7 protein-coding genes are annotated in these 13,775 nt (G+C 36.5%); 4 read left to right on the plus strand and 3 right to left on the minus strand.

Features of this window, described 5'->3' with window-relative positions; all coding sequences use genetic code 11:
- Positions 1-577: 577 nt before the first annotated feature.
- Positions 578-3,490, plus strand: a complete 2,913-nt coding sequence (gcvP, locus tag ACT9TX_RS04925; RefSeq protein WP_481337112.1) for an aminomethyl-transferring glycine dehydrogenase — start codon at positions 578-580, stop codon at positions 3,488-3,490.
- A gap of 68 nt (positions 3,491-3,558) precedes the next feature.
- Here gcvP and ACT9TX_RS04930 read toward each other — a convergent pair whose 3' ends face one another.
- Entirely contained in the window at positions 3,559-4,182 is a 624-nt protein-coding gene (locus tag ACT9TX_RS04930) for a hypothetical protein (RefSeq protein WP_481337113.1), read from the minus strand.
- Between the two features lie 210 nt (positions 4,183-4,392).
- Between ACT9TX_RS04930 and ACT9TX_RS04935 the strand changes: the two genes are divergently transcribed.
- Complete coding sequence (locus ACT9TX_RS04935) at positions 4,393-5,223, plus strand: type 1 glutamine amidotransferase (RefSeq protein WP_481337114.1); 831 nt, start codon at positions 4,393-4,395, stop codon at positions 5,221-5,223.
- Positions 5,224-5,388: 165 nt separating this feature from the next.
- Here ACT9TX_RS04935 and ACT9TX_RS04940 read toward each other — a convergent pair whose 3' ends face one another.
- Together ACT9TX_RS04940 and ACT9TX_RS04945 are read right to left on the minus strand one after the other, a co-directional pair.
- Positions 5,389-8,685, minus strand: a complete 3,297-nt coding sequence (locus tag ACT9TX_RS04940; RefSeq protein WP_481337115.1) for a T9SS type A sorting domain-containing protein — start codon at positions 8,683-8,685, stop codon at positions 5,389-5,391.
- Between the two features lie 52 nt (positions 8,686-8,737).
- The gene (locus ACT9TX_RS04945; protein ID WP_481337116.1) at positions 8,738-11,587 is read right to left on the minus strand and encodes a TonB-dependent receptor; all 2,850 of its coding nucleotides are present in this window, start codon (positions 11,585-11,587) and stop codon (positions 8,738-8,740) included.
- Between the two features lie 249 nt (positions 11,588-11,836).
- On the opposite strand from ACT9TX_RS04945, the gene ACT9TX_RS04950 reads away from it, so the two are divergent.
- Entirely contained in the window at positions 11,837-12,799 is a 963-nt protein-coding gene (locus tag ACT9TX_RS04950; RefSeq protein ID WP_481337117.1) for a transketolase family protein, read from the plus strand.
- A 248-nt stretch (positions 12,800-13,047) separates the two neighbouring features.
- Positions 13,048-13,698 carry an energy transducer TonB gene (locus tag ACT9TX_RS04955; protein ID WP_481337118.1) on the plus strand — a complete coding sequence of 217 codons (651 nt, stop codon included), beginning with the start codon at positions 13,048-13,050 and terminating at the stop codon, positions 13,696-13,698.
- The last annotated feature ends 77 nt before the right edge of the window (positions 13,699-13,775 follow it).

A 13,775-nucleotide genomic window follows, 5' to 3' on the forward strand; every position in this document is an offset into this window, starting at 1 on the left:
ATTTTTTGAAGTAATGACGCTAATAAGTGTTGTATTTAATTTTTGTCAATGTGTTGCATTTGCTGCTTTTGAAAACCCATGTGAACTTATTGTTAAATTTTTCTCCAAATTTGTCTTAACGATTTGATATCGTGGTATCACACAACACGGAAACGTTTGCAAAATGCCTTGGATATCGTGAAAACTTTGGCCTCTAACGATTTGCTTGCTTGCTGCTTAAATTATAAATGCCTCCAAACTTTTGGGGGCATTTATAATTAATTGAAGTTTTCTAAAAATTTTGGCGCTTTCGTTTTGCTTTCTCAAATGTTACCGCTTGTTTGCTTAATATTTTCGCAGGTATTTGCTTGCTGATTAATGAAATTTTAATGGCGAATATGCTTTGTACCAAGTTTCGCACATTAGGGCTTACTAGCCTTAACAAACTACCTAATAGCACGTTATAGAATATTACATTTGCAGCCTCAAATCGGCTCGCTTCGGTAAAAGCCCCATAAAGTATCTAGACGTACAAGTGTGCGACGCAACGAAGCTGAATTGATAATCTACAGCTAGTAACATACATAAAACACACGCTATGAATTTGTTTCAACAGCAGAACACAGAGTTTCAAAGACGACACAATGGACCAAACAGTACAGACACAGCAGCCATGTTACAAACCATAGGCGTACAAAGTGTTGAAGAATTAATTAGTAAAACCGTACCTGCCTCTATACGCTTGCAGCAGCCGCTAAACCTGCCTGAGGCGATAAGTGAGTACGAATATTTACAATCGTTAAAAGAAATTGCTGCTAAAAACAAATTGTACAAAACATACATTGGCCAAGGCTATTACAATACCATTACGCCAAGTGTTATTCTGCGTAATATTTTTGAAAATCCAGGCTGGTACACACAATACACACCTTATCAAGCTGAAATCAGCCAAGGTAGATTGGAAAGTTTGTTAAACTTTCAAACCATGGTGTGCGATTTAACAGGTATGGCTATTGCCAACGCCAGCTTACTAGACGAAGCAACCGCAGCAGCAGAAGCGATGGCTATGTTGTTTCACCACGTAAATAAAACCGATAAAGCAGACAAGCCTAAGTTTTTTGTAGATGAGCTAACCTTTGCACAAACCAAAGATGTCTTAATTACAAGAGCGTTACCAATAGGTGTAGAGTTGGTATTTGGTGATTATAAAACCGCACAAATAGATGCTACTTATTTTGGTGCATTGGTGCAATACCCTAACAGCAACGGTAGCATAGAAGATTACAAAGCCTTTATAGAGGCAATTCATGCGGTAAAAGGATATGTAGTAATGGCAACAGATTTACTAGCCTTAACCTTACTAACTAGCCCGGGTGAATTAGGTGCTGATGTGGCTGTTGGTTCAGCACAACGTTTTGGTGTGCCATTAGGTTATGGCGGCCCGCATGCGGCATTTTTTGCTACGCAAGATGAATTTAAACGTGGCATGCCTGGTCGCTTAATTGGTGTAAGTATAGATGCGCAAGGTAACAGAGCTTTACGTATGGCGCTGCAAACAAGAGAGCAACACATTAAACGTGAAAAAGCAACCTCTAATATTTGTACAGCACAAGCATTACTAGCTAATATGGCTGTAATGTATGCAGTATATCATGGCCCAAAAGGCTTAAAAAATATTGCTGAACGTGTAGCTACTTTGGCTTTGGTATTAAGCAAAGGCTTGGCAGAATTGGGCTTTGAAAATGTGAACACGGGTTACTTTGATACCGTAGTGATAAACGTAGATGCTGAACAACTGCGCCCAATAGCACTACAAAACAAAGTGAACTTCCGATACATTGATGCGAACCATGTAGGTATTTCTTTAGATGAAACGACCTCGCAAAAAGATGTGCTAGATGTGGTGTATGTATTTGCACAATTAAAAGGCTTAAACGAAGCAGAAATTGAGTTTGATAGTGATGATACTTTAACGTCAATACCTGCTTTCGCTGCACGTACTTCTACTTATTTAACGCACCCTGTGTTTAACATGCACCATAGCGAAAGCCAAATGATGCGTTACATTAAACAATTAGAGAACAAAGATTTATCGTTAAACACCAGCATGATTTCGCTTGGTAGCTGTACCATGAAATTGAATGCTGCAACCGAAATGATACCTGTAAGCTGGCCAGAATTTGGTGGTATGCATCCATTTGTACCTGCTGACCAAACAGAAGGTTATCAGCAAATAATTGATGAGTTATCTGAGTACTTGTGTACCATCACTGGTTTTGATGCTTGTAGCTTGCAACCAAACAGTGGTGCGCAAGGCGAATACGCTGGTTTACTTACAATAATGGCTTATCATAAAGCCAATGGCAATGCACATAGAAATGTGGTGCTAATTCCAATTTCTGCACATGGTACCAACCCTGCAAGCGCTGTAATGGCAGGTATGAAAGTAGTGGTGGTAAAAGGCACAGAAGAAGGCCATATAGATGTGGCTGACTTAAAATTAAAAGCAGAACAATACAAAGATACTTTGGGCGGTTTAATGGTTACTTATCCATCTACACACGGTGTTTTTGAAGAAACGATTAAAGAAATTTGTAGCATTATACATGAGTTAGGTGGTCAAGTATATATGGATGGCGCCAATATGAATGCACAAGTAGGTTTAACCTCACCTGCTGAAATTGGTGCAGATGTTTGTCACTTAAACTTGCATAAAACATTTGCTATTCCACATGGTGGTGGTGGTCCTGGTATGGGTCCAATTTGTGTGCGTGAACATTTAGCGCCGCATTTGCCTAGTCATTATACGTTAATCGGTAATGGTGAATCGCAAGTAACTACCGAACAACGATTTACGACTAACGGCTCTGTTTCTGCCGCCCCTTACGGTTCTGCATCTATCTTGCTAATTAGCTACGCTTACATTAAAATGCTTGGCTACGATGGTGTAACAATGGCAACAGAATATGCCATTTTAAATGCCAACTACATGAAAGCAAGATTGGAGAAATACTATCCAATTTTATACACAGGCACAAACGGCACTGCTGCACACGAGTTTATTATCGATTTACGTCCGTTTAAAGCAACAGCAGGTATAGAAGCAGAAGACGTGGCTAAGCGGTTAATAGATTATGGTTTTCATGCACCAACAATGAGCTTCCCAGTAGCTGGTACTATTATGATAGAACCAACAGAAAGCGAAGACAAAGCAGAGCTAGACCGCTTTTGCGATGCGATGATTGGCATTTACGATGAGATTAAAGCCATTGAAGCAGGTAAGTTTGACAAGGCCAACAACCCACTAAAAAATGCACCGCATACGCAAGCTGTGGTGTGTGCCGATACTTGGGATTTGCCATACAGCCGTAAAGAAGCTGCTTTTCCTTTGTACTATGTTACCTTAAATAAATTCTGGCCATCTGTGGCACGTATTAACAACACCTATGGCGATAGAAACTTGGTGTGCACTTGCGAGCCAATAGAAAGCTATATGGAAAGTGAAGCTTAGTGAAAAGTTTGAGGAATAAAAAAATCCCGCCAAAGCTTGGCGGGATTTTTATGGAATTAAGTCAATTACTACATAACAGTATTACCTGTTAGCTTCTTCTCGTTAATGTTATTTTTATCTAAAAAGCTTTTTTTAACAGCCAATTTTACATCGGCCACACTTATACAACCACCACCACAACTTGCTCTGTATCTTATACCATTATAATCAATATCGCATTGACCATCTTTCCAATTGGCACCAGAAAATATAAAATTATCAGGGCTGTATGTTTTACTGTTTAAAAATTTAAAGGTACTGCCACCTGCTTGAAAACTAATTCTTAAACCGTCACCTTCTACCAATTCGCATTTACCAGGTGTATATTTCGCTATTACAATTTTATCTACATTAGTACCGCCAGCTTCTACAATTTTCCCTTTATCAAGAGAAATAGCATTCACATCTGTACCCCTTGCTAGGTAAATATCTTGGTCGTTATAATATTGAACTGCTTTTAAATCAATTTTATTAGCTACCAATTTATCATAAATATCTTTTGTAAATGATACATACTCATCCTTAGCTGGTGCAGGGTCTGTTTTTGCAGGTGCTGTAGTTTTTGCAGCCGGTGGTGGTACTTTCTTAACGCCACCACAACTATGCAGTATTAAGGCAGTAACAACTATTACAATTGTCAAAATTCGTTTCATCGGGTAAAGATAATTTGTGCTAAAATAAACGATATTTCGATAGGATAATTGTGTGATGCGCTTATAACCATTGGCTTTAAGCAAATTTTACAACAGTATTTGCCTTTTAAAGCGGGCATACTGTAAGCATAACGTACAAATATAGTGCTTAACATCAGCGCATTAGCGTCTATTTTTTATAAAATCTCGTTTTCGTACTTTTGCAGCCACATGTACGAAGAAAAGACTATAAAAATTGCAATATTAGATTTATACGAAGGTCACGCCAACCAAGGTATGCGTTGTATTCGTGAAATTATTAACCAATGGGGCGAAGCTAATAACATCGATATTGCCTTCGATGAATTTGAGGTACGCTTAAAACAAGAAATCCCAGATTTAAGCTACGATGCTTACATCTCTAGCGGCGGCCCTGGCTCACCTTTAGACACCCAAGAAACCATTTGGGAACAACAATACTTCAACTGGCTACAACAGCTAGAGGCTTATAACAACAATCCTTTAAACGATATAAAAAAACAGGCATTCTTTATTTGCCACAGCTTTCAGTTGTTGTGTCGCCATTACAATATTGGTAATGTGTGCAAGCGCAAAAGCACGTCTTTTGGTGTTTTTCCAGTACACATGTTGCAAGATGGGTTTAGCGAAACCGTTTTTGAAGGCTTAAAAGATCCATTTTATGCGGTAGATAGTAGAGATTACCAAGTAATTACGCCTAACTACGAGCAGCTTGAAAAAATGGGCGGTAGAATATTAACCATTGAAAAAGAACGCCCACATGTGCCATACGATAGAGCCATAATGGCTGTGCGTTTTAACGCGTATTTTATGGGTACACAGTTTCACCCTGAGGCAGATGCAATAGGCATGCTCATGCATTTGCAAAGCGAAGAAAAAAAGCAAGTAGTAATTGCAGAACATGGCTTTGCAAAATGGCAAAGCATGGTAGAGCAACTGCAAGATCCTGATAAAATTCGTTACACCTATTCGCACATTTTACCCAACTTTTTAAACCAAGCAGTGGGTAATTTGGTGGTGTAGCCAAAACGCATCTAACGCTAATGTACAATTTATACATATTTATTTACTACCAAAAATTTATTCATAAAATATTTAAAATATAAAAGAGTAAAGTAGATTTCAAAACAAAGCCCGCTCAAATTGAGCGGGCTTTGTAACACTTTTAAGGCTATAGAATAGGAACTATTATTGTTTAATAAACTTCTGAGTAGTTGCTTTACTACCGTCAGTTAATAATAAGCTAATAACATATTGCCCTGGTGCTAATTGTTTTACATCAAAGTCAAATTTGTTGTTACCTGCTTGTAAGGTAGTAGATTTTGTGGTTAATGTACGACCGTAGAAATCGTTAACCACTAAAGTAGCAAATTGTGCTTTTGGAGAAGCGATTACCACATTCAATTTATCAGTAACTGGGTTAGGATAAATTGATGCAGCAATAACACTTGTAGCTACATTTTTAGTTAATTCAACTACGGATGAGATAGAGAATTTACCATCTTTATCTACTTGTTTTAATCTGTAGTAAGATTTACCATCAAATGCATTTGCATCAGTAAACTGATATTGCGTTGCGATTGAACTGTTACCAGCTTTAGAAGCTACATAACCAATTGAGCTAAAATTAATACCATCAATACTACGTTCTAAGCTAAACCCTGCATTGTTAATTTCAGTTGCAGTTTCCCAATACAATAGATTATCATTTTTTGCATTTACACCATAAAATGATGTAAGGGTAACTGGTAATACACCATTTGTAAATGCAGGGTCAGTAAAGCTAGCACCTGTAGATGCTAAAGTACCCGGTCTAAAATCTGAATTTGCATCATTTGAAGCATATGGACTTACCAAGATACCTGTAACACCTGATGTACTACCTGGTATGGTGTCGTTTGCATTGCTAGCAATAAAACCTCTAATATCAAAAGTACTACCAGTGTTTATCTCACCTACTCTACCTACTTCGTAACCTGATAAAATGTTGTTCTTAAACTTAATTAAACCTGCTGTTGCATTGGCTTCGGCTGTATTGGTTGCACCAATACCGTCAATGTGCAAGCCTCTTGGAAAATCCATTAAGATACTGTTGAAAATCTTTAACTCTGAATTTCTACGTATTCTAGCCGCTCGTCTAAAACCTGGACCTATGATGTTTGACAATGAACCTCTATAAGGGCCTATTATTGTCATATTGGTAAATAATGCTTTGGTCTTTGGTGTTAAAGTTGAACCTGTTGCATCGTTATCTGATTCAAAACCTTCTGAAGTTGATGCACCTGATGCTGCTGCATAAGTTGGATCATAAATTTGTGGATCTCTTAAACCTAAGCAGAACTGAACATTACCACTATAACCATTATCGGTATCAAAATCATCGTCGGTACCTTTATAAGCTATTAAGTGACTACAATTTACTGTACCACCAAACCATTCAAAACTATCATCATTAATAAATGAACATTGCACATAGTCAATAGTTGTGCCTCTACCTACTGCACCTAAAGTTAAACCATTAATCTCTGTATTAGCAGCAAATACATAACCACCAAACTCAATACGTACATATTTCAAAATACCACTGTTATCGTTGTCATCTGGGCTTGTACCACCGCCGTATTCATTAGCTGCTGCGGCCGTAATACCTTCAATATTACCTAAGCCACCTGTTTTATTTGTTGATGCTTTACCTAACAATATTACACCACCCCAATCGCCTGGTGCTCTTGAACCTACTGCCTTGTTTGACGTAAATACAATTGGCTTAGTTTCTGTACCTTCTGCCAACAATTTACCGCCTTTTGATACTGCTAAACTTGAGTTGGCTATTGTATTATCACCTCTAATAATTGTACCTGGTTCAATTGTTAAAGTTACACCAGCTTGTACATAAACTAAACCTTGTAGCAAGTATACATTATTAGCCGTCCAAGTAGTATTTGTTGTAATGTTTGTATTTACGGTTACTGTTGTTGCTGGATATACTTTGTTCTGTGGGTCAAACTCTGCCCAACCACTCGTCCACATTGGACTTGGTGATGGTGCAAAAGCACCACGGTAAGGAACAGTTTTGAAATAATTATTAATCACTAAGCCTGTAAATGCGGGGTCAGTGAAATCAGCACCTGTAGATGCTAAAGTACCCGGTCTAAAATCTGAATTTGCATCATTTGAAGCATATGGACTTACCAAGATACCTGTAACACCTGATGTACTACCTGGTATGGTGTCGTTTGCATTGCTAGCAATAAAACCTCTAATATCAAAAGTACTACCAGTGTTTATCTCACCTACTCTACCTACTTCGTAACCTGATAAAATGTTGTTCTTAAACTTAATTAAACCTGCTGTTGCATTGGCTTCGGCTGTATTGGTTGCACCAATACCGTCAATGTGCAAGCCTCTTGGAAAATCCATTAAGATACTGTTGAAAATCTTTAACTCTGAATTTCTACGTATTCTAGCCGCTCGTCTAAAACCTGGACCTATGATGTTTGACAATGAACCTCTATAAGGGCCTATTATTGTCATATTGGTAAATAATGCTTTGGTCTTTGGTGTTAAAGTTGAACCTGTTGCATCGTTATCTGATTCAAAACCTTCTGAAGTTGATGCACCTGATGCTGCTGCATAAGTTGGATCATAAATTTGTGGATCTCTTAAACCTAAGCAGAACTGAACATTACCACTATAACCATTATCGGTATCAAAATCATCGTCGGTACCTTTATAAGCTATTAAGTGACTACAATTTACTGTACCACCAAACCATTCAAAACTATCATCATTAATAAATGAACATTGCACATAGTCAATAGTTGTGCCTCTACCTACTGCACCTAAAGTTAAACCATTAATCTCTGTATTAGCAGCAAATACATAACCACCAAACTCAATACGTACATATTTCAAAATACCACTGTTATCGTTGTCATCTGGGCTTGTACCACCGCCGTATTCATTAGCTGCTGCGGCCGTAATACCTTCAATATTACCTAAGCCACCTGTTTTATTTGTTGATGCTTTACCTAACAATATTACACCACCCCAATCGCCTGGTGCTCTTGAACCTACTGCCTTGTTTGACGTAAATACAATTGGCTTAGTTTCTGTACCTTCTGCCAACAATTTACCGCCTTTTGATACTGCTAAACTTGAGTTGGCTATTGTATTATCACCTCTAATAATTGTACCTGGTTCAATTGTTAAAGTTACACCAGCTTGTACATAAACTAAACCTTGTAGCAAGTATACATTATTAGCCGTCCAAGTAGTATTTGTTGTAATGTTTGTATTTACGGTTACTGTTGTTGCTGGATATACTTTGTTCTGTGGGTCAAACTCTGCCCAACCACTCGTCCACATTGGACTTGGTGATGGTGCAAAAGCACCACGGTAAGGAACTTTCTGAATGAATTCCTGTGCGTTTCCTACAGAGTAAGATAGCGCAGCGAAACATAGAATTGTAAAAAATTTTTGCATGGTTTTTTGTTTTGTGTTTTGATGTTGAATGAAAAAATTTAGATAATAAGATTTAGAATTTATAACTAGCACTTAATGAGATGACACTACCTACTTTTGCGCTAGAGAATAATTTATCGTTGCTGCTATTGTATTTACTGTCTTGATTAATTTCGTAGTAAAAAAGTTGTTTTTGGGCTAACAAATCTTTTACATTTAATTTAAATTCAAGCTTATCTTTCATAAAAGATTTAGCTGCTTGCAAGTCAACTACTGTTCTTGCATTTTCCCATATATCTGGTTTACGAATTGTACCTACAATAAATATTCTTTGCCCTACTCTATTTAAAGATGCTGTTAATGAAAAATTTCTTTTTTCATCAGCGTAGGTTAAACTACTATTGATTAAGTAAGGTGACTGCCCTTGCAGTGGTCTCTCAGAAATTAATTCTTTAGCACTTATGTTTCCAAAATCGCCAGTTTTAATCTCGGATTTAGTTATTGAAGCATTTGCAGCAAATGTTAGCTTGTTTAAAATACTGTTTTCAGAACTTTTAAATACAGACGCTAGCAAGGTTCTAATTTCAACCTCTGCACCATAAACTTTTGCTGAGATTGCATTTTGATAAACTGCTTGGTCATCATCATTAGGATCAGTAACTAGCTCAATAGGATTTGCAAACTTTTTATAAAATACACTTGCTGAGAATAACTGTGCACGACCAGGATAAATTTCATAGCGTAGGTCATAATTATTAATGATTGCTCTTTCCAATGTTGGGAAACCAGAAATCAAAATTCTATTAGCAAAGTCATAGAAAGGATATGTAGCCAATTCTCTAAATTCAGGCCTGTTCAAAGTAGTAGAGTACGAAAATCTTAGATTTTGTTTAGAATCTAAAGAATAAACAAGGTTAATAGATGGTAAAAAATCAATTTTATTGGTGTTTAATCTAACAGTGTCACCAAAGTCTTTCAGGGTGTTTAGTTTCTGATTAAAACTCTCCATTCTTACGCCATAAATAACTCTGTATTTTTTATGGACTTTTTGGTCAAGCATTAAATATCCAGCCCAAGTAGTTGAATTAGCGTCGTATTTATCAGTAGCTTTAGTGCCATCTAATAACAACAATCCATTTTTCCCATTTGCTTGTAAGCCAAAATTACTGGGATTGAATATTGTACTAGCAGACTGAGATTCGATACTAGGATCAAAATTAGTTTGATACTTAGCGAATCCTAACAAACGGGCATTAAACTGTCTATCTCTGTATTGATACAATGCGCCAAATTTTATTTGTCCCTTTATTGAGTTAGACCAATTCCAATCTCTAGAAATATCAAGTTTCGAGTTGTAAATTTTTTCATCATTGTTAATGAAAACCATTGACCCAGAATTATCACTACTGATTGAACTCCTTGTTAAAACTGCTGTATAATTACTAGTTGCAGAGGGTGCTGAATAAGTAAGTTGCCTTAAATTAGGGATATCTCTTTTAACTGTACCTAAAGAAACTAACCAGTTTAATTTGAATTTTGATTTTTTAAAATAATGATCCCCATTCAATTGTGAAGAGAAAATCTTGTTACTTGTAAACCACAAGGCAAAACTTCTATTTCTTAAATCTGGGTCAGAAGTAACATCAGGTTGACCTTCCCTAATAATTACCTTATCAGTACTATTAACGCTATAAATATTCTTCCAACTGATTTTAGCATTATCAGATAATTTGAAAGAAAAATTACTCACTAATCCAAGTAATGTTTGATTGGCATATGTCTTTTCAACGAATGACGCCCTAGAAAAAGGAGGAGTAGATGAATTAGTTCTATCATATTCATAACCAAATCTTTCACCCTCGTTATAACTATTCGAATTGTTATAAGTCACAGAAAATAGTGCACCAAAAAACTCTTTGCCTTTTCTGTCAGCTACCAAACTATGTGTTAACTGAAAACTTAAGTTAGGTAATGTATTTTGACCGTAAGTACCCCAATTGTTCTCAAATTTTTTACCTAACGCTGCCTTATCATTTTGTGATAAATTTTGAAAATTTTGTGTGGGTGCAGTGCCGTCGGGAATATTTCTCTTACCATCATCAAAACCTAAGAAATCATATTTACCGCCTTTGTAAGTAATACTTTCTTTACCAGTAATAAGTGTATGGTAACCAAAACCAAATGATAAACTTGTTGCTTTTTTACTAGGGATAGATTTGGTAGTTATATTAATCAAACCACCTGCAAATTCACCCGACATATCAGGTGTAGCGGTTTTATAAATAACTAAATTATCTAGAATGTTAGATGGGAAAATATCAAATGCAAAGGCTTTTCTATCACTTTCAGAACTTGGTAATGCCGCACCATTAATAAAGGCAGCATTGTATCTATCATTCAAACCTCTAATAATTACAAATCTATCATCTTGAATACTTGCACCACTTACCCTTTTTAGTACATCACTCGTATTTCTATCGGGTGTTTTTCTAATAGCTTCAGCAGAAATACCATCACTTACACTTGGACTGTTTTTTTGAGCTGTTAATACCGCACTAGCGTTTTCTCTATTAACTTTTGTACTTTTTACTACTACCTCTTCTACTTTGCTAGCTGCCTCGTCTAAAGAAATATTCACTGTAACTACATCACCATCCTTGACTAAAACGTCATCTACACTCTTTTTCGAAAACGAAATAGAACTTACAATAATCATATATGTTCCAGACGTTAAACCACCAAGCGTGTAAATGCCGTTTAAGTCAGTGGCGATTGAGCGCTTAATGCTTGGGATGCTTACTGTAGCACCAATAATTGGCTCGCCCGTTTTACTATTAATAACTTTACCTGTAATTTTTGCTTTTTGTGCAAACGAAAATGAACATGTAATAAGAAAGATAATAAGACCAATAGATTTCTTCACGAAGGGTGTTTTATGCCGCAAAGGTTCACGAGCAGTATTACCGAATTGTTAAGCCTACATTACCACAATGTTAACATGTTAACTGCCTTAACTAAATTTCTATCCAGTAATCATATTTGCAGATATGTATCTTCTAAATACATATCAATCATTTTACAGTGTTATACACTTTATAAACTACTTTTTAACTAAATTGCGACACTTTCCATATTGCAACCGATTACAAAAACACAATAAAACACAACACGCATGAAAGCAAAAGATATTGTAGTACAAAACGAGAAAGAATTACGTGCAGGCTTTGGCGAAGGCATTTACGAAATAGCCAAAGAAAATCCTAATATAGTAGTATTAACGGCAGACTTAGCTGGCTCTTTTAAACTTGGGCCTTATATTAAAGAAATGCCTGAGCGTTTTGTGCAAGTAGGCATTGCTGAAGCCAATATGATTGGTATTGCCGCCGGCTTAGCTATTGGCGGTAAAATACCATACACAACTACATTTGCTAATTTTAGTACAGGTCGTGTGTACGATCAAATTCGTCAAAGTGTAGCTTATAGTAATAAAAATGTAAAAATTTGTGCTTCTCACGCTGGTTTAACTTTGGGTGAAGATGGCGCTACGCACCAAATTTTAGAAGATATTGGCTTAATGAAAATGCTACCTGGCATGACAGTGATTGTTGGTTGCGATTTTAACCAAACTAAAGCTGCTACAAAAGCCATCGCATCGTACGAAGGCCCTGTTTACTTACGTTTTAGCCGCCCTAAATGGCCAAACTTTACTGCTGTAGATGGTAGCGATTTTGTAATTGGTAAAGCTCAGCAATTAACAGAAGGCACAGATGTTACCATTTTTGCTACTGGCTTAATGGTTTGGAAAGCTATTGAAGCTGCAAAAGCTTTAGAAGAAAAAGGTGTAAGCGTAGAAGTGATTAATATTCATACTATTAAACCTTTAGATACTGAAGCCATTTTAAAATCTATCAGCAAAACCAAATGTGCGGTTACTGTAGAAGAGCACAATATTTTAGGTGGCCTTGGTGATAGCATTGCACAAGTAGCTGCGTCTCATTTGCCAATACCTATTGAATATGTAGGCACAAAAGATACTTTTGGCGAAAGTGGTACACCAGCTCAATTATTGGCTAAATACGGTTTAGATACACCAGATGTAATTGCTGCAGCAGAAAGAGTATTGGCAAGAAAATAGACCACTAATGAAATGATTAAGAGATTGTAGCTGCTTAATTTTAGCAGAACAATTTCTTTTGAGAATAATCTATAAATAACAATCTTTTATTAAAAGGTAATGGCAGTAATGCTATTACCTTTTTTTATGCCTATCAATAACTACCTAACAAGCAAACTGCACTTTTAAAGCAACTTATATTTTATAATTTTCTAGCATGCGGCATGGCATTTGACTATTACTACTTACAAAAAATAAATAGTATCACCATGTTAGTACGTACAAAAGTAACACAGCTGTTTTTAGGTAGCATAGTAATGGCAGCAACATTAGTTGCCTGCAAAAGCGGCGAGCAAAAAACAGAAGAAGTTGTAACCAACGTTACAAAAGACACCACTGTTATAGCTAGTAGTAATGGCAAAATGGATAGCGCCATTGTTAAAATAGATAGTTCTGTATTAACCAAAACCATCACTACCAAAAAACTTGGTATTGCCAAACCAAACCCAGCAAAAAAGGGCGGTAAAGGCAAAGTGGTTGTAGTAATGAATTCACCCGTTGTAAAACCAATGGCCAATACACAAATGATAATGGATAATGACGGTTATTATGATAGAGTTGATGTATTACCATCTTACCCAGGTGGCGAAAAAGCATTGGCAAAATTTGTAGAAAAAAATATTACTTACCCTGAAGATGCCCTTAATGATGGTGTAGAAGGTACCGTAAATGTAATTTTTGCAGTAGACGAAAATGGTACAGTGTACACGCCTAGCACCAAAGGCGAAGCACTTGGTTATGGCCTTGATGAAGCTGCTGCTAACGTAGTAAGAAAGATGCCAAGATGGAATCCTGGAAGCATAAAAGGTAAAAACGTAAAAACACGTTTTACACTACCTATCACTTTTCAGATTAACTAGTTAACGCAAGTTGCTAGTTATAAAATAAGTGAGCATCGAAAAGAGTTTAAAAGTTACCACACTCATCAAACTCAATT

It is taken from the genome of Parasediminibacterium sp. HNIBRBA5674 (assembly GCF_056745525.1).

Coding starts and splice junctions, on each gene's coding strand:
- gcvP (WP_481337112.1), top strand. CDS start 578: ATGAATTTGTTTCAACAGCAGAACACAGAGTTTCAAAGACGACACAAT.
- ACT9TX_RS04930 (WP_481337113.1), bottom strand. CDS start 4,182: ATGAAACGAATTTTGACAATTGTAATAGTTGTTACTGCCTTAATACTG.
- ACT9TX_RS04935 (WP_481337114.1), top strand. CDS start 4,393: ATGTACGAAGAAAAGACTATAAAAATTGCAATATTAGATTTATACGAA.
- ACT9TX_RS04940 (WP_481337115.1), bottom strand. CDS start 8,685: ATGCAAAAATTTTTTACAATTCTATGTTTCGCTGCGCTATCTTACTCT.
- ACT9TX_RS04950 (WP_481337117.1), top strand. CDS start 11,837: ATGAAAGCAAAAGATATTGTAGTACAAAACGAGAAAGAATTACGTGCA.
- ACT9TX_RS04955 (WP_481337118.1), top strand. CDS start 13,048: ATGTTAGTACGTACAAAAGTAACACAGCTGTTTTTAGGTAGCATAGTA.